The sequence below is a fragment of the Micromonospora sp. R311 genome, from assembly GCF_056780015.1.
The window spans coordinates 62,423-80,056 of record NZ_JBSWCE010000001.1 but is presented as its reverse complement, the minus strand read 5'-3'; the positions used below and the strand labels follow the sequence as shown (position 1 = coordinate 80,056).

Below are 17,634 nucleotides of genomic sequence, written 5' to 3'. Positions count from 1 at the left end.
CCTCCCCGTGCCCGGCCGCCTGCGGCGGGGCCTGTCCGCATCATGCCGCGCCGGGGCCGGCGCGGGTAAGGGGTGCCGCCGGGTTGTGCTGAGAGCGCTCTCAGGTGTGCGATCGAGGGCGGTACGCCGTCCGACCGAGAGGAACCACCCGCCGTGAGTCCCGCCACCGCCCCGCCCGCCGCGCCGGCCCCGCCCGTACCCCGGTCGGTGCTCGCCGCCCGCACCGGCGTGGCTGTGGTGTTCGCGCTCAACGGGCTGGCCGTGGGCACCTGGTTCTCCCGGGTGCCGGCGGTCCGCGATTCGCTCGGGCTCACCGCCGGCCGGCTCGGGCTGCTGCTGCTCGCCCTGTCCGCCGGCGCGCTGCTCGCCATGCCCACCGCCGGCCTGGTGGCCCAGCGCCTCGGGGCGGCCCGCACGGTGGCCATCTCCACCCTGGTCGTCGCGCTCGGCCTGACGGTCGCCGGGGCGGCCGCCGGCCTCGCCGGCTGGCTGGCCGGGGTCGCGGTCGGCCTGTTCGCCTTCGGCTACGGCTCGGGCACCTGCGACGTGGCGATGAACGTCGAGGGCGCGGCCGTGGAGCGGCGGCTCGGGCGGACCGTGATGCCCCGCTTCCACGCGGCGTGGAGCCTCGGCTCGGTGGCCGGCGCGGCACTCGGCGCCGGGGCGGCCCGCTTCGGCCTGCCGGTCGCCGTCCACCTGGCGGCGGTGGCGGCGGTGGTGCTGCTCGGCACGGTGCTGGCCGCCCGGTCGTTCCTGCCGGCGGAGCACGGTGCGGCGACCGTCGCCCCGGCCAGCCGCCGACGCGACCTGCTGGCCGCCTGGCGCGAGCCGCGCACCCTGCTCGTCGGCCTGCTGGTGCTGGTCATGGCGTTCGCCGAGGGCAGCGCCAACGACTGGCTGGCGGTCGCCTTCGTGGACGGCCACGGGCTCAGCGAGGCGGCCGGCGCGGCGGTCTTCGGCGTCTTCGTCGTCGGCATGACGCTGGGCCGTACGGTCGGCACCCTGGCGCTGGACCGGTGGGGGCGGGTGCCGGTGCTGCTCGCCACCATCCTGCTCGCCGCGTTCGGCGCCGGTACGGCGGTGCTGGCCGGATCGGGGCCGGTGGCGATCGCCGGCGTCGCGCTCTGGGGCCTCGGCGCCTCGCTCGGCTTCCCGGTCGGGATGAGCGCCGCGGCCGACGACGAGGAGCGGGCCCCGGCCCGGGTCAGCGTGGTCGCGGTGATCGGCTACACGGCGTTCCTCGGCGGGCCGCCGCTGCTCGGGATGCTCGGCGACCGGGTCGGCACGCTGCACGCGCTGCTGGTGGTACCGCTGCTGCTGGTGCCCACCCTCGCCCTGGTCCCCGCCCTCCGCCCGCCGTCCCGCTGAGCCGCCCGCGCCCGCTCCACCCCGCCGTCGGTCGGCGTTCCCAGCGAGTGCGCAGGCAGCGCACAGCGGCCGGCAAGGTGGGGGTGGTGGACTGGACTGGCCGAGGAGAGGAGCGGGGCATGGGCTGGTTCAGCCGGCGGCCGCGGGCCGCCGAGGGGGCGGTGACGAAACTCGACCGGGAGGCCACCCGGGAGGACCTGGCGGCGCTGGAGGCGTTCGTGAGCAGCCGCCGGGGGGTGGAGTTCTATCTGGAACCGGAGACCACGGCGACGGACACCACGGTGGTGGCGATCGCCCACGACGGCGAGTGGATCCGCCGCCGCACCGGCTCGCCGCGGGCCGCCGGCGCGATCGCCCGCAAGCACGCGGTGCCGCTGTACGAGGCGGCGCGCACCGGGTATCCGGAGCGGATGCGGGCCTGGAACCGGGCCCACCCGGAGCGACGCGCCCGCTGACCGGGCGCCGTCCGGCGTCACCCGGCGGTGACCGCCGCGCGCGCCTCGTCGAGCGTCATCGGCGGCTCGTGACTGGCGACGTACCAGTGGATGTCGTCGGTCAGCAGCCGGCGCACCAGGGCGAGGTCGGGCCCGTCCTCCGGGGTGCGCAGGTGCGCCGGCGGTGGGTAGTAGCTGTCGCCGAGCAGCAGCACCCCCGAGTCCGGCACCGCCACCACGGTCGAGTCCGGCGCGTGGCCGCCCCCGACGTGCCGCACCCGTACGCCCACCGGCAGCTCCAACTCGTCGGTGAAGGCGCGGGTCGGCGGCAGCACCGCGAAGCCGTCCCACGAGTCGACCGCCAGCGCCCGGGCCCGGAAACTCGGGCCGAGCCGGGGGTTCGCCCGGACCTGCTCGCGCAGGTACCGGTGGCTCCACGGCCGGGCCGCCTCCGCGCGCAGCAGCCGCTCGCCGGTGACATGGCCCACGATCTCCACGTCCGGCCAGGCGCAGGCGCCCCAGACGTGGTCCCAGTGGTGGTGCGTGTAGACCAGCCAGCGCGGCGCCGGCAGACCGGCGGCGCGCAGCGCGGCCTGGATCTCCCGGGCGTGCGCCGGGCTCTGCCCCGCGTCGACGAGCACGCTGCCCCGCTCGTCGGCGACCAGGGCGACGCCGGCCTGCACGGCCGCCGGATCCGGGTCGCCGGGGCAGAGCCAGACCCGACCGGCGAGGTGCTGGAACCTCATGTCGATGATGGCGGCAACTCCTCGAACCGTGCGGGACGCGGCTGTCGGCCCCGATCCTAGCCGCCGTCTGCGATCGGGGCTTCCGGCACGGCGACCCCTCCGGCGGCATCCCCTCCTCGTGTCCTTTGCTCTGCGTCAACCCACGCAGCGAAAGCGGGCGAGAACCGTTGCGTGGGTTGACGCAGAGCAAAGGGGCTGGAGCAAGTGGATCCCCGCGGGTGGGAGCGGATCGACGGTGAGGCAGGGGCCCCGATCGCGGCGACGTGAGGGTGCGCACCGGGGCGACACAAGGGCGGGATCGCGGCAGCGCAAGGGCCGGATCGCGGCGGCGCAAGGGCGGGATCGCCGCGGCGCGGGGGCGCGTTGACCGGCGGCCGGCGGGTGTGGCAGCATTCGCGGCCTGACGGCAGTGAAGGAAGCCGGTGCGATTCCGGCGCGGTCCCGCCACTGTCACCGGGGAGCGATCCCCCCTCGTGAGTCACGGCCGTGCGTGCGCGGTTGGAAGGCCGGGGGTGAGCGTCGATCCGGGAGCCAGGATACTTCGGCCGTCGGGAGTTGACCCCAGGGCGTGGACACCCGAGGAGGACCCGATGACGCACCGCGTCTCCATCGTCGACGGCGACCGCCGTACCCGGCCCGGGCGCGACAGCGCACCCGCGCCCGCCCGCACCGCCGCGCCCGCCTCGGGCCGCCGCACCGCCGTTCACCGCTGAGTTCCGCACCCGCGCCGCGTCCCGGCACCGGCCTGCCGCCGGTGCACCGGATGCCGGCGCCGCGTACCCGCTGAATCCGCGCCCACCCTGCCGCGCCCGGTCGCCTCCCTCGACCCGGCGGGCGTCACTCTCCGGAGCCTTCCGTGCGCCTCCTGCTGCTCTCCACCGCCGACACCGACCTGCTCGCCGCCCGGGCCAGCGGCGCCGACTACCGCCTGGCCAACCCGGCCCGGGTCGCCGCCGACGCCGTGCCCGCGCTGCTCGACGGCGTCCACCTCGCGGTCGTACGCCTGCTCGGCGGGCGGCAGGCGTGGCCGGACGGGCTGGCCGCGGTGCTGGCCAGCGGCGTTCCCACGGTCGTGCTCGGCGGCGAGACGGTGCCCGACGCGGAGCTGATGGCCGCCTCCACCGTGCCGTCCGGAGTGGCCACCGAGGCGCTGGCCTATCTGGTCGAGGGCGGGCCGGAGAACCTCGCCCAGCTGGCCCGGTTCCTCTCCGACACCGTGCTGCTCACCGGCGAGGGCTTCGCCCCGCCCGCGCCGACCCCGGCGTACGGGGTGCACGGCGAGCACCCCGCCGACCCGCACCGGCCGACCGTCGGCATCGTCTTCTACCGGGCGCACGCCCTTGCCGGGAACACCGGCTTCGTGGACACCCTCGCCGCCGCGGTCGATGCCGCCGGCGGCAACCCGCTGCCGATCTACTGCGGCTCGCTGCGCGGGCTCACCGCCGGCGCCGGGCCGCTGGGGCTCTTCGCCCGCTGCGACGCGCTGCTGGTCACCGTGCTCGCCGCCGGCGGCACGGTGGCCGCCGACGCCTCCGGCGGGGGCGACGAGGACGCCTGGGACGTGGGCGCGCTCGCCGCCCTGGACGTGCCGGTGATCCAGGCCCTCTGCCTGACCAGCACCCGCGAGCAGTGGGCCGGCAGCGACGCCGGACTGTCCCCGCTGGACGCCGCCATGCAGGTGGCCGTCCCCGAGTTCGACGGCCGGATCATCACCGTCCCGTTCTCGTTCAAGCGGATCGACGCCGACGGCCTCTCCGGCTACGTGGCCGACCCGGAACGCGCCGCCCGGGTCGCCGGCATCGCGGTGCGGCAGGCCCGGCTGCGCCAGGTGCCCAACGTCGACAAGCGGCTCGCGGTCGTGCTCAGCTCGTACCCGACGAAGCACTCCCGGGTCGGCAACGCGGTCGGTCTGGACACCCCCGCCTCGGCGGTCCGGCTGCTCGCCGCGCTGGCCGAGGCCGGCTACCACCTCGGCGACGCCCCGGTGCCCGACGACGGGGACGCGCTCATCCACGCCCTCATCGCCGCCGGCGGGCACGACGTCGAGTGGCTCACCCCGCAACAGCTCGCCGCCGCCGAGGCGCGGGTGCCGGGGGAGACCTACCGGCGCTGGTTCGACCAGGCGCCGACGGCACCGCGGGACCGGATGCGCGCCCACTGGGGGGAGCCGCCCGGCGAGCTCTACACCGACGGCGGGGACATCGTGCTGGCCGGACTGCGGTTCGGCAACGTGGTGCTGCTGATCCAGCCGCCGCGCGGCTTCGGGGAGAACCCGATCGCCATCTACCACGACCCGGACCTGCCGCCCAGCCACCACTACCTGGCCGCGTACCGCTGGCTGGCCGCGCCCGTGGCCGACGGCGGCTTCGGCGCCGACGCGGTGGTGCACCTCGGCAAGCACGGCACGCTGGAGTGGCTGCCCGGCAAGGGGCTCGGGCTGGCCGCCGACTGCGCGCCGGACGCCGTGCTCGGCGACCTGCCGCTGGTCTACCCGTTCATCGTCAACGACCCCGGCGAGGGCACCCAGGCCAAGCGGCGCGCGCACGCCGTCGTCGTCGACCACCTGGTGCCGCCGATGGCCCGCGCCGAGACGTACGGCGACCTGGCGAAGCTGGAGCAGCTGCTCGACGAGTACGCCACCGTGCAGGCACTGGACCCGGCCAAGGTGCCCACCGTCCGGGCGCAGATCTGGGATCTCGTCCGCGCCGCCGAACTGCACCACGACCTGCACACCGAGCAGATGCCCGGCGAGGACGACTTCGACGACTTCGTGCTGCACCTCGACGGCTACCTCTGCGAGGTCAAGGACGTGCAGATCCGCGACGGCCTGCACGTGCTCGCCGCCGCGCCCACCGGCGAGGCCCGGGTCAACCTCGTCCTCGCCGTGCTGCGCGCCCCGCAGGTCTGGGGCGGCGCGTACGCGCTGCCCGGCCTGCGGCAGGCCGTCGCCACCAGCTACGGGCTGGACGAGCAGGCGCTGCTCGCCGCGCCCGGCGAGCGGCTGGCCCTGCCGGCGGCGCTGACCGACACCGTCGACGGGCCGGCCGCCACCGCCGCCGACGCCGTCGACCTGATCGAGGCCCTCGCCCGCCGGCTGGTGGTCGGGATGGAGACCCTCGGCTGGGCCGCCGACAAGGTCGACGCGGTCGTCGAGGAGGTCACCGGCCGGAGCGTCCCGGACGCCGCCGCGGTGCTCCGCTTCGCCGCCACCGAGCTGGTGCCCCGGCTGGACCGGACCACCGACGAACTGGCGCACACCCTGGCCGCGCTCGACGGGCGGTTCGTGCCGCCCGGCCCGTCCGGCTCGCCCACCCGGGGCCTGGTCAACGTGCTGCCCACCGGTCGCAACTTCTACTCCGTCGACCCGAAGGCCATCCCCAGCCGCAACGCCTGGGACGTCGGGGTGGCCCTGGCCGACTCGCTGCTCGCCCGGCACGTCGCCGACACCGGGGAGTACCCGCGCTCGGTCGGGCTCACCGTCTGGGGCACCAGCGCCATGCGGACGCAGGGTGACGACATCGCCGAGGTGCTGGCGCTGCTCGGTGTCCGTCCGACGTGGGACGACCGGTCCCGCCGGGTGACCGGCGTCGAGGTGGTGCCGCCGGCCGAGCTGGGCCGTCCCCGGATCGACGTCACGGTGCGCATCTCCGGCTTCTTCCGGGACGCCTTCCCGCACGTCGTGGCGCTGATCGACGACGCGGTGCGGCTGGTCGCCGGCCTCGACGAACCGGCCGCGGACAACCACGTCCGGGCGCACGTCGCCGCCGACCTGGCCGAGCACGGTGACGAGCGGCGGGCCACCGCCCGGATCTTCGGCTCCAAGCCGGGGGCGTACGGGGCCGGGCTGCTGCCGCTGATCGACGCCCGCAACTGGCGCAGCGACGCCGACCTGGCCGAGGTGTACGCCGTCTGGGGCGGCTACGCCTACGGCCGGGGGCTGGACGGGCGCCCGGCGCGCGGCGACATGGAACGCTCCTTCGCCCGGATCGCGGTGGCGGTGAAGAACCAGGACACCCGGGAGCACGACATCGTCGACTCCGACGACTACTTCCAGTACCACGGCGGGATGGTGGCGATGGTCCGCCACCTCACCGGCGCGTCCCCGGCGGCGTACGTCGGCGACTCGGCGATGCCGCACGACGTGCGGACCCGCACCCTGGGCGAGGAGACCCGGCGGGTGTTCCGGGCCCGGGTGGTCAACCCGAGGTGGATCGCGGCGATGCGCCGGCACGGCTACAAGGGCGCCTTCGAGCTGGCCGCCACCGTGGACTACCTGTTCGGCTACGACGCCACCGCGGGCGTGGTCGACGACTGGATGTACGAGCACCTGGCCGCCGCGTACGTCTTCGACGAGACCACCCGGGAGTTCCTGGAGCGGTCCAACCCGTGGGCGCTGCGCGGCATCACCGAGCGGCTGCTCGAGGCCGCCGACCGCGGCCTGTGGGCCGAGCCCGAGCCGGCCACCCTGGACCGGCTCCGGGAGACGTACCTGGCCAGCGAGGGTGACCTGGAGGATCGCGCATGACCGGCTACCCGTTCAGCGCGGTGCTCGGCATGGACGACATGCGGCTCGCCCTGCTGCTCAACGCGGTCAGCCCGGCCATCGGCGGGGTGCTGGTACGCGGCGAGAAGGGCACCGCCAAGTCCACCGCCGTCCGCGCGCTCGCCGCGCTGCTGCCCCCGGTCGACCGGGTGGCCGGCTGCCGGTTCGGCTGCGACCCGGCCGCCCCCGACCCGGCCTGCCCGGACGGCCCGCACCCGGCCGGGTCGGCCGCCGAACGCCGCCCCGCCCGGCTGGTGGAGCTGCCGGTCGGCGCCGCCGAGGACCGGGTGGTCGGCTCGCTGGACCTGGAACGCGCCCTCGGCGAGGGGGTCCGCGCCTTCGAGCCCGGCCTGCTCGCCGCCGCGCACCGCGGCGTGCTCTACGTCGACGAGGTCAACCTGCTCCACGACCACCTGGTCGACCTGCTGCTCGACGCGGCCGCGATGGGCCGCTGCCACGTCGAACGGGAAGGGGTGTCGGTCAGCCACGCCGCCCGGTTCCTGCTGGTCGGCACCATGAACCCGGAGGAGGGGGAGCTGCGCCCGCAGCTGCTCGACCGGTTCGGGCTCACCGTGGAGGTCGGCGCCAGCCGGGACCCCGCCGTCCGGGTCGAGGTGGTCCGCCGCCGGCTCGCGGCCGACGCCGACCCAGCCGGGTTCGCCGCCCGCTGGGCCGCCGCCGACGCCGAGATCGCCCGCCGGGTGGCCGCCGCCCGGCGGCGGCTGGACGCGGTGCGGCTGCCCGACGCCGCGCTGCGCCAGATCGCCGAGGTCTGCGCCGCCTTCGACGTCGACGGCATGCGTGCCGACATCGTCACCGCCCGCGCCGCGCTCGCGCACGCCGCCTGGCACGGCCGGGACGCGGTCACCGTCGACGACGTCCGGGTCGCCGCCCGGCTGGCGCTGCCGCACCGCCGCCGCCGGGACCCGTTCGACACCCCCGGTCTGGACGAGAAGCGCCTCGATGAGGCCCTGGACCGGGCCGGCGACGACGACCCCGACGACGATCCGGGTGGCCCCGGCGGCTCCGGCGGTGGCCCGCGCGGTGGCCCCGACACCCCCGGTCCCGGCCCGCACGGCGGTCCCGGCGGCGCCGGCGACCAGGGCCGATCCGACGGGTCCCGGGAGGACGGTGGATCCGGCGGCACCCCACCGGCCGGGCCGGACCCGGGGCGTGGCGACGCCGCCCGGGACCGGGCCGGGAGCAGCCGGCCCGACCGGTCCGGCGGCGCCGACGGGGCGCCCGAGCTCTCCGACGGCCCGGTGGCCGGCCCCGGTGGCGGGGACCCGGGCGCGGGCGGCGGCCCCGGCCGGCCCCGTCCGGACGGCCCGCCCGGCGCGGATGGGCAGCCGGTTGCCGTGCCTCGGCAGGGCCTGAAGGCGCGGTTGCTCACCGCGCCCGGCGTCGGCGACGGCGTGCCCGGCCGCCGGTCCCGGGCCCGCACCGGCCGGGGCCGGACCACCGGCGCCCGGGTGCCGGCCGGCCGCGCCGGGGCGCTGCACCTGCCGGCGACGCTGCGGGCCGCCGCCCCGCACCAGGCCGCCCGGGGCCGCACCGACGGTCCACTGCGGCTGCGCCCGGTCGACCTGCGCGAGGCGGTCCGCGAGGGGCGCGAGGGCAACCTGGTGCTCTTCGTGGTCGACGCGAGCGGGTCGATGGGGGCCCGGCAGCGGATGGCCGCGGTCAAGGGCGCCGTGCTCGCCCTGCTCACCGACGCCTACCAGCGCCGGGACAAGGTCGCCGTGGTCGCCTTCCGGGGCGCCGCCGCGCAGACCCTGCTGCCGGCCACCTCCTCGGTGCTCGCCGCGTCCGCCCGGCTCGCCGTTTTGCCCACCGGCGGGCGCACCCCGCTCGCCGAAGGGCTGCTGGCCGCCGCCGACCTGCTCCGGGTGGAGCGGCTGCGCGACCCTCGCCGCCGCCCGCTGGTGCTGGTGCTCACCGACGGCCGGGCCACCGCCGGCGACCGCCCACTCGACCGGGCCGGCCACGCCGCGGCCGTGCTCGCCGCCACCGGCGCCCCCTGCGTCGTCGTCGACTGCGAGACCGGCCCGGTCCGCCTCGGTCTGGCCCGCCGCCTCGCCGCCCAACTCGCCGCCGACCACCACCCCCTGAACGAGGTCGCCACCGCCCCCCTCACCCACCTCGCCACCCACCCCACCCGCCACCCGCGATCTCGCACTTCGGGCCCCGCCACAACGGACGGAAGCACCGAAATCGCGGGTACAAACCGCAAGATCGCCGGTGCGGGAGCCGAGCCGAACAGGAGCGTCGCCTGATGCCGCAGGGAAAGCCGACCCACGTACCCGCCGACGGGCTGACCACCCGGCAGCGGCGCCACCGCCCGCTGCTGCTCGTCCACACCGGACAGATGAAGGGGAAGTCGACGGCCGCGTTCGGCCTGGCGCTCCGGGCGTGGACCGCGGGCCTGCCGATCGGGGTGTTCCAGTTCGTCAAGAGCGCCAAGTGGCGGGTGGGGGAGGAGAACGCCTTCCGCGCGCTCGGCGAGGTGCACGAGCGCACCGGTCAGGGCGCCCCGGTGGCCTGGCACAAGATGGGCGAGGGCTGGTCCTGGATCCAGCGCGGCGGCGCGGCCGACCACGCCGCGGACGCCCTGGAGGGCTGGCGGCAGATCCAGCGCGACCTGGCCGCGCAGCGCTACGGGCTCTACGTGCTCGACGAGTTCACCTACCCGATGAAGTGGGGCTGGGTGGACGTCGACGAGGTGGTCGACACCCTGGCGAACCGCCCCGGGTTCCAGCACGTGGTGATCACCGGCCGGGACGCCGACCCGCGCCTGGTCGACGCCGCCGACCTGGTCGCCGAGCTGACCAAGGTCAAGCACCCGATGGACGCCGGCCAAAAGGGCCAGAAGGGCATCGAGTGGTGACCGGCCCCGGCCGGCGCGCCGACCAGCGCCGCCCCGACGGGCCCGCCGCGCCCGCCGGGCACCCGTCCGCCGGTCCGGCCGGCGGCGGGCCGCACCCCGACCCGGCCGCGCCCTGGGCGCTGCCCCGGGTGGTGGTGGCCGCGCCGGCCAGCGGGCACGGCAAGACCACCGTCGCCACCGGGCTGCTCGCCGCGCTGCGCCGCCGCGGCCTGACGGTCAGCCCGCACAAGGTCGGCCCCGACTACATCGACCCCGGCTACCACGCGCTGGCCGCCGGCCGGCCCGGCCGCAACCTCGACCCCTGGCTGGTCGGTGCGGAGCGGATCGCGCCGCTGCTGCGGCACGGCGCGTCCGTGCCGACCCCGGCCGACGTCGCCGTGATCGAGGGGGTGATGGGGCTGCACGACGGCGCGGTCGGCCGGCGCGGCTTCGCCTCCACCGCACACGTCGCCCGACTGGTCGACGCCCCGGTGCTGCTGGTGCTGGACACCACCGCGCAGGGCCGCTCGGCCGCCGCGCTGGCGCTGGGGATGGCCGCGTTCGACCCGGACGTGCGGATCGGCGGCGTGCTGCTCAACCGGGTCGGCTCGCCGCGGCACGAGACGCTGCTGCGCGACGCGCTCGCCGAGGTGGGCGTACCGGTGCTCGGGGCGGTCGCCCGGGCCGCCGAGGTGGCCGCGCCGTCGCGCCACCTCGGGCTGGTGCCGGTCGCCGAGCGGGCGCCGGAGTCGCTCGCGGTGGTGGCCGCGCTCGCCGACCTGGTGGAGTCCACCGTGGACCTCGACGCCGTGCTGGAACTGGCCCGGACCGCCCCGCCACTCACCGAGCCGGCCTGGGATCCGGCCGGCGCGGTCGGCGGCCCGGCCGGCACCGGCCGCCCGGTCGTCGCGGTCGCCGGCGGCCCGGCCTTCACCTTCTCCTACGCCGAGCACGCCGAACTGCTCGCCGCCGCGGGCGCCACGGTGGCCACCTTCGACCCGCTGCGCGACCCGGCGCTGCCCGCCGGCACCCGCGCGGTGGTCGTCGGCGGCGGCTTTCCCGAGGCGTACGCGGCGCAGCTGGCCGACAACGCTTCGCTCCGCGCCGAGCTGGCCGCGTTCGACGGCCCGCTGCTCGCCGAGTGCGCCGGCCTGCTCTACCTCGGCCGGTCCCTGGACGGGGTGCCGATGTGCGGCCGGCTCGACCTCACCGCCCGGATGACCGACCGGCTCACCCTCGGCTACCGGGACGCGGTGGCCGCCACCGACTCCCCGCTGGCCCGCGCCGGCGAGCCGGTACGCGGCCACGAGTTCCACCGCACCACCACCGACCCCGGTCGCGGCGACCGGCCGGCGTGGCGCTGGGACGGCGCCGAGCACGGCTTCGTCGCCGGTGAAGTGCACGCGTCCTACCTGCACACCCACTGGGCCGGCCACCCGCAGGCCGCCCGCCGGCTGGTCGAGGCGGCGAGCCGGTGACCGCGCCGAACGGCATCCCGGCGGACGATCGCGGCGCGCCCCCCGACCCGCACGCCGCCCGCCGGCTGGCCGGCCGCCGGCCGGTGACCGCGCGACCCGACGCCCACCCGCCCGGGCACGGCGACGGCGCCGGCCGGCCCGGGCCCGCCGACGCCGCCACGCTGACCGGGGTCGGGGTTGGTCCGGGCGACCCGGAACTGCTCACCCTCCGGGCGGTCCGGGTGCTGGCCGAGGCCGACGTGGTGTTCGTACCGGTGATGGACCGCCGCGCCGCGGACGGCGACGCGCCGCCCGGGCGGGCCGAGAGCACCGTGGCCGCGCACGTCACGCCGGACCGGCTGCGCCGGCTGCCGTTCGCCCTGGACGACCGGGGCGGGGTGACCAGCCGCCGGGAAGGCGCCTGGGACGCGGCGGCCCGGGCCGTGGTCGACGCGCTCGACGCCGGCGCCCGCACGCTCGCCTTCGCCACCATCGGCGACCCGAACGTCTACTCCACCTTCGGCTACCTGGCGCAGACCGTCCGGGCGCTGCGCCCGTCGGTGGAGGTGCGCACGGTCCCCGGGATCACCGCCATGCAGGAGCTCTCCGCGCGCAGCGGCGTCCCGCTCTGCGAGGGCCGGGAACCGCTGACCCTGCTGCCGGCCACCGCCGGGCTGGCGCTCTTCGCCGACGCGCTCGCCGGCCCCGGCACCGTGGTCGCCTACAAGGGCTGGCGGCGGCACGCCGACCTGGTCGCCGAGCTGCGCCGGCAGGGCCGGCTCGGCGACGCCGTGCTCGGCCGGGGGCTCGGCCTGCCGGGCGAGCGGATCGGGCCGGTCGAACCGGCCGGGGACGACGACCTGCCCTACCTGTCCACGCTGCTGGTCGCGGCCCGCCGCGACCGTCGGGGAGGAAAGCTGTGAGCACTGGAGCGATCGCCGGGACCGGCGGGCCGGCCGGCCCGGGCAAGGTGTGGTTCGTCGGCGCGGGCCCGGGCGCGGCGGATCTGCTGACCCTGCGGGCCGCCCGGGTGATCGGCGCCGCCGACGTGGTGATCTGGGCGGCCAGCCTGGTGCACGCCGACGTGCTCGGGCACGCCCGGCCCGGCGCCGAGATCGTCGACTCCTCGCAGCTGCCCATCGAGGGGGTGCTCCCGCTCTACGAGCGGGCCGCCGCCGACGGGCTCACCGTGGCCCGGATCCACTCCGGCGACCCGGCGCTGTGGGGCGCGGTGCAGGAGCAACTCGACCTGTGCCGGGCGCTCGGGCTGGCGGTCGAGGTGGTGCCCGGGGTCTCCTCGTTCACCGCGGTCGCCGCGATCGTCGGCCGCGAGCTGACCATCCCCGAGGTGGCCCAGTCGGTGATCCTCACCCGGCTGGAGGGCGGGAAGACGCCGATGCCGGCGGGCGAGCGGGTCCGCGACTTCGCCCGGCACGGCACCACCATGGCGCTCTTCCTCTCCGCCGCCCGCTCCGGCCAGGTGCAGGCCGAGCTGCTCGCCGGCGGCTATCCGCCGGACACCCCCGCGGTGGTCGCGTACCAGGCGACCTGGCCGGACGAGCTGGTGGTGCGCTGCACCGTCGGCACCCTGGCGGCCACCGTGAAGGAGCACCGGCTCTGGAAGCACACCCTGTTCCTGGTCGGCCCGGCGCTGGCCGCCGCCGGAACCCGCTCGCACCTCTACCACCCCGGCCACTTCCACACCTACCGCAAGGCGGAGCGGGCCGCCCGCGCCGAGCTGCGCCGGGCCCGGGTCGCCGGCGAGACGGCGGGGGACGGGCGCCCGGCATGACGTACGCCGAGCCGCCGCTGCGCGAGCCGGACCTGCCGCGTACCGCGAAGGTCCGGCCCACCGCGCTGCGCACCGGCTGGACCACCGGCGCCTGCGCCACGGCGGCCGCGAAGGCCGCGGTGACCGCGCTGGTCACCGGCGTGCCGCAGCGGGAGGTGGAGATCGGGCTGCCCGCCGGGCGGCGGGTGCGCTTCCCGGTCGCCCGGTGCGAACTGGCCGCCGGCCCGACGCCGGGCGCGGAAGCGGTGGTGGTCAAGGACGCCGGGGACGACCCGGACGTCACCCACGGCGCGGAGCTGACCGCCACCGTGCGCTGGTCGGCGGCGCCCGGGCTGCTGCTGGCCGGCGGCACCGGCGTCGGCACCGTGACCCGCCCCGGCCTCGGGCTGGCCGTCGGCGGGCCGGCCATCAACGACACCCCGCGCCGGATGATCGGCGAGGCGGTGGCCGAGGTGGTCGACCTGACCCGGGCCGGCGTGCACGTGGTGATCAGCGTGCCGCGCGGCGAGATCATGGCGCGCAAGACCACCAACCGGCGGCTCGGCATCGTCGGCGGCATCTCGATCCTCGGCACCACCGGGATCGTCCGTCCCTTCTCCACCGCCTCCTGGCGGGCCAGCGTGGTGCAGGCGGTGCACGTGATGGCCGCGCAGGGCCAGCGGACCGTGGTGCTCTGCACCGGCGGGCGCACCGAGCGGGCGGCCCGGACGCTGCTGCCGGAGCTGCCCGAGGTCTGCTTCGTCGAGGTGGGCGACTTCACCGGCGCGGCGGTCACCGCCGCCGTCGCCGACGGCCTGACCGGGGTGGTCTTCGTCGGCATGGCCGGCAAGCTGGCCAAGCTCGCCGCCGGCGTGCTGATGACCCACTACACCCGGTCCAAGGTGGACCTGTCCCTGCTCGGCGCGGTCACCGCCGAGGCCGGCGGCGACGCCGACCTGGTCGCCGCGGTCACCGAGGCGAACACCGGGCGGCACGCGTACGAGCTGTGGGAGGCCGCCGGGCTGCTCGGTCCGGCGGGGGACCTGCTCTGCCACCGGGTACGCCAGGTGCTGCGCCGCTTCGCCGACCACGCGGTGGCCGTCGACGTGGCGATGGTGGACTTCGCCGGCTCCCGGGTGGTCGCCTCGTCCGGCCGGTGGGCGGCATGACGACGTCACGGCCGCCTGCCGACGGTGCCCCGACGCCCGGGCCGACCGTCGTGGGGGTCGACGCCGCGGGCCGCCCGGCACACCCCGGGCTCGCCGAGGCGCTGGCCGGCGCCGGCCTGGTGGTCGGCGCGGCCCGGCACCTCGCCGCGGTGCCGCTGCCGCCCGGCTGCGCCACCGTCATCCTGGGCCCGCTCACCCCCGCGCTGGACCGGCTCGTCGCCGCGGCCGCCGCCGGCACACCCGCCGTCGTGCTGGCCAGCGGAGACCCCGGCTTCTTCGGCATCGTCCGCCGGCTGCGGGCCGCCGGCCTGCGCCCGCGGGTGCTGCCGGCGGTGTCGAGTGTCGCCGCCGCGTTCGCCCGGGCCGGCCGGCCATGGGACGACGCGGTGGTGGTCAGCGCGCACGGACGGGACCTGCGCCCGGCGCTGAACGCCTGCCGGGCGTTGCCGGCGGTGGCGGTGCTCACCGCGCCCGCCGCCGGCGCGGCCGAGATCGGCGCCGGGCTGGCCGGCTGGTCGCGCCGGTTGGTGGTGGCCGAGCACCTGGGCACCGACGCCGAGCGGGTCGTCGAGACGACGCCGGCCGCGGCCGCCGCGCAGGGCTGGGCCGACCCGCACGTGCTGCTCTGCCTCGCCGAGCCGGCCCCCGGGACGGGGACCGGCGGCGGCCCGGCGGCCGGCATGCGGGTGGACAACCAGCCGGCCGCCGCGCCGGCCGGCGGCTGGGCGCTGCCCGAGAACGCCTACGCGCACCGCGACTCGATGATCACCAAGTCCGAGGTCCGGGCGCTGGCGGTGGCCCGGCTGCGCCCCCGGCTCGGCCGGCTGGTGTGGGACGTCGGGGCGGGCAGCGGCTCGGTCGGCATCGAGTGCGCGCTGCTCGGCGCGGCCGTCGTCGCGGTCGACCGGGACCCGGCCGCGGTCGGGCTGGTCCGCACCAACGCCGGCCGGCACGGCGTCGAGGTCCGGGTGGTGAGCGGGAGCGCCCCGGCGGCGCTGCGCGGGCTGCCCGACCCGGACGCCGTGTTCGTCGGGGGTGGTGGCACCGACGTGCTCGCCGCCGTCGCCCGCCGCCGGCCCGACCGGGTGGTGGTCACCCTCGCCGCCGTGGACCGGGTCGCCCCGGCGGTCGGGCTGCTGCGCGCCGCCGGCTACGCCGTCGACGGCGTCCAGCTCGGCGCCGCCCGCCTCGCCGACCTGCCCGGCGGATCCATCCGACTCGCGGCCACCAACCCGGTGGTCGTCCTCACCGGGGAGCGCCCGTGAACCACCCGACCACCGCCCCGTCCGGCGGGAACGCCGTCCCGGCCCGGATCGGACTCGTCGCGGCCACCGCCGCCGGTCGCCGGCACGCCGGCGTCCTCGCCGCCGCCTGGCCGCAGGCCCGGCCGGTGACCGGAGCGAGCGTCGCCGACGCGCTGCGCGCCGCCTGGTCGGAGTGCGACGCGGTGGTGGCGTTCCTGGCCACCGGGGCGGTGGTGCGCGTCCTCGCGCCGCTGCTCGGCGACAAGCGCACCGACCCCGCCGTGGTGGTGGTCGACGAGGCGGCCCGGCACGCGATCGCGCTGCTCGGCGGGCACGCCGGCGGCGCCAACGACCTCGCCGAGCGGGTCGGCGCGCTGCTCGACGCGCGGCCGGTGGTGACCACCGCCACCGACACGGCCGGCCTGCCCGGGCTGGACACCCTCGGTTGGCCGGTCGAGGGCGCCGTCGCCGCGGTCAGCCGCGCCATCCTCGACGGCGAGCCGGTCACGCTGGTCGCCGACGCCGCCTGGCCGCTGCCCGCGCTGCCACCCAACGTCGGCCCCGCGCCCGGTGCGGACCTGCCCGGTCCGGCCGCGACCGCCGCTGCCGGCGCAGGTGCGGATGCGACCGCGCAGGCCGGGCCGCCGGTGGACGCCGCACCGTTGCGGGACGCCGCGCCGGTGGTGGACGCCGGGCCGGCGGCCGGCGGCGGGTACCGGCTGCTGGTCACCGACCGGCTGGTGCCGCTGGACTCCCGGACGGCCGTGCTGCGGCCCCCGTCGCTGGTCGCCGGGGTCGGGGCCAGCCGCGGGGTGCCCGCCACCGAGGTGCGCGGCCTGCTGGACCGGGCGCTCGCCACGGCCGGGCTCAGCCCGGCCAGCCTGCGCCAGCTGGCCAGCGCCGACGTCAAGGCCGACGAGGCGGGCATCCGGGCGACCGCGGACGCGCTCGGCGTACCGCTGGTGACCTATCCGGCCGCGGAGCTGGCGGCGGTCGACGTGCCGCACCCCAGCGAGGTGGTCCGCGCGGCGGTCGGCACGCCGAGCGTCGCCGAGGCGGCCGCGCTGCTCGGCGGCGACGCCGAACTGCTGGTGCCGAAGACCGCGTCGGCGATGGCCACCGTCGCGGTGGCCCGGCACGCCCCACGCGGCCGGCTCGCCGTCGTCGGGCTCGGCCCCGGTGCCGCCGACCTGCGCACCCCGCGGGCGGTCGCCGAGCTGCGCCGGGCCGCCGTGGTCGTCGGCCTCGACCAGTACGTCGACCAGGTGCGCGACCTGTTGCGCCCCGGCACCCGGGTGCTGGCCAGCGGGCTGGGCGCCGAGGAGGCGCGGGCCCGCGCCGCGGTCGCCGAGGCCGCCGCCGGGCACGCCGTCGCGCTGGTCGGCTCCGGCGACGCCGGGGTGTACGCGATGGCCAGCCCCGCCCTGGAGTACGCCGACGAGCGGATCGACGTGGTCGGCGTGCCCGGGGTGACCGCCGCCCTCGCCGCCGGGGCCCTGCTCGGCGCGCCGCTCGGCCACGACCACGCCTACCTGAGCCTCTCCGACCTGCACACCCCGTGGGAGGTCATCGAGCGCCGGCTGACCGCGGTCGCCGAGGGCGACCTGGTGGCCCTGCTCTACAACCCGCGCAGCCGCACCCGGGACTGGCAACTCGGCGCGGCGCTGCGGCTGCTCGCCGCGCACCGCCCGCCGGACACCCCGGTCGGCGTGGTGCGCAACGCCAGCCGGGCCGGCGAGCGCGTGCACCTGGCCACCCTGGCCACCGTCGACGCCGCGCTGGTCGACATGTACAGCGTCGTGGTGGTGGGCAGCAGCCGCACCCGGATCGTCGCCGGTCGGATGGTCACCCCGCGGGGGTACCGGTGGCGGCCGTGAGGGTGGACGGCTGCCAGGGCTGCGGCGCCTGCCTGCTCACCTGCCCGACGCACGCGCTCCGGCCGGTGGCCGGCGGGCTCGAGGTACGCGCCGACCGGTGCACCGGCTGCCTGGAATGCCTGGAGATCTGCCCGGTGGACGCGATCCGCGCCACCGGCA

12 protein-coding genes, 2 pseudogenes and 1 riboswitch are annotated in these 17,634 nt (G+C 78.0%); of the genes and pseudogenes, 13 read left to right on the top strand and 1 reads right to left on the bottom strand.

Annotated features, from left to right (window positions below):
• Positions 1-153 precede the first annotated feature (153 nt).
• Both AC1WTP_RS00385 and AC1WTP_RS00380 read left to right on the top strand, forming a co-directional pair.
• Positions 154-1,368 carry an MFS transporter gene (locus AC1WTP_RS00385; RefSeq protein ID WP_481647220.1) on the top strand — a complete coding sequence of 405 codons (1,215 nt, stop codon included), beginning with the start codon at positions 154-156 and terminating at the stop codon, positions 1,366-1,368.
• A gap of 119 nt (positions 1,369-1,487) precedes the next feature.
• Positions 1,488-1,823, top strand: coding sequence for a hypothetical protein (locus tag AC1WTP_RS00380; protein ID WP_481647416.1), 336 nt, complete (start codon positions 1,488-1,490; stop codon positions 1,821-1,823).
• Positions 1,824-1,840: 17 nt separating this feature from the next.
• Here AC1WTP_RS00380 and AC1WTP_RS00375 read toward each other — a convergent pair whose 3' ends face one another.
• Positions 1,841-2,548: an MBL fold metallo-hydrolase gene (locus AC1WTP_RS00375; RefSeq protein ID WP_481647219.1), complete on the bottom strand. Its 708-nt coding sequence runs from the start codon at positions 2,546-2,548 to the stop codon at positions 1,841-1,843.
• Between the two features lie 412 nt (positions 2,549-2,960).
• Positions 2,961-3,090, top strand: a riboswitch (cobalamin riboswitch).
• Between the two features lie 48 nt (positions 3,091-3,138).
• Between AC1WTP_RS00375 and AC1WTP_RS00370 the strand changes: the two genes are divergently transcribed.
• The 11 genes and pseudogenes from AC1WTP_RS00370 to AC1WTP_RS00320 form a co-directional block, all read left to right on the top strand.
• A complete protein-coding gene (locus tag AC1WTP_RS00370; protein WP_447135887.1) occupies positions 3,139-3,261 on the top strand; it encodes a hypothetical protein in 123 nt (40 codons plus the stop codon).
• A gap of 143 nt (positions 3,262-3,404) precedes the next feature.
• The gene (cobN, locus tag AC1WTP_RS00365; RefSeq protein ID WP_481647218.1) at positions 3,405-7,073 is read left to right on the top strand and encodes a cobaltochelatase subunit CobN; all 3,669 of its coding nucleotides are present in this window, start codon (positions 3,405-3,407) and stop codon (positions 7,071-7,073) included.
• Positions 7,070-9,223, top strand: a pseudogene (locus AC1WTP_RS00360) (putative cobaltochelatase); the annotation flags it as partial. The gene cobN and the pseudogene AC1WTP_RS00360, both read left to right, overlap by 4 nt.
• A 143-nt stretch (positions 9,224-9,366) precedes the next feature.
• Positions 9,367-9,978, top strand: coding sequence for a cob(I)yrinic acid a,c-diamide adenosyltransferase (gene cobO / locus AC1WTP_RS00355; RefSeq protein ID WP_481647217.1), 612 nt, complete (start codon positions 9,367-9,369; stop codon positions 9,976-9,978).
• Positions 9,979-10,097: 119 nt separating this feature from the next.
• Entirely contained in the window at positions 10,098-11,435 is a 1,338-nt protein-coding gene (locus AC1WTP_RS00350; RefSeq protein ID WP_481647415.1) for a cobyrinic acid a,c-diamide synthase CobB, read from the top strand.
• Positions 11,436-11,596: 161 nt separating this feature from the next.
• Positions 11,597-12,337 (top strand): precorrin-2 C(20)-methyltransferase, encoded by a 741-nt coding sequence (gene cobI / locus AC1WTP_RS00345; RefSeq protein ID WP_481647414.1) that lies wholly within the window; start codon positions 11,597-11,599, stop codon positions 12,335-12,337.
• Positions 12,334-13,206 (top strand): precorrin-4 C(11)-methyltransferase, encoded by an 873-nt coding sequence (gene cobM, locus AC1WTP_RS00340; protein ID WP_481647216.1) that lies wholly within the window; start codon positions 12,334-12,336, stop codon positions 13,204-13,206. The genes cobI and cobM overlap by 4 nt, the downstream gene beginning before the upstream one ends.
• Entirely contained in the window at positions 13,203-14,354 is a 1,152-nt protein-coding gene (locus AC1WTP_RS00335) for a cobalt-precorrin-5B (C(1))-methyltransferase (protein ID WP_481647215.1), read from the top strand. Before cobM ends, AC1WTP_RS00335 begins: the two co-directional genes overlap by 4 nt.
• On the top strand, positions 14,351-15,619 hold the full coding sequence (gene cbiE / locus AC1WTP_RS00330) for a precorrin-6y C5,15-methyltransferase (decarboxylating) subunit CbiE (RefSeq protein WP_481647214.1): 1,269 nt from the start codon (positions 14,351-14,353) through the stop codon (positions 15,617-15,619). The genes AC1WTP_RS00335 and cbiE overlap by 4 nt, the downstream gene beginning before the upstream one ends.
• Complete coding sequence (gene cobJ, locus AC1WTP_RS00325) at positions 15,616-17,475, top strand: precorrin-3B C(17)-methyltransferase (RefSeq protein WP_481647213.1); 1,860 nt, start codon at positions 15,616-15,618, stop codon at positions 17,473-17,475. The genes cbiE and cobJ overlap by 4 nt, the downstream gene beginning before the upstream one ends.
• Positions 17,463-17,633, top strand: a pseudogene (locus tag AC1WTP_RS00320) (4Fe-4S binding protein); the annotation flags it as partial. The gene cobJ and the pseudogene AC1WTP_RS00320, both read left to right, overlap by 13 nt.
• Between the last annotated feature and the right edge of the window lies 1 nt (position 17,634).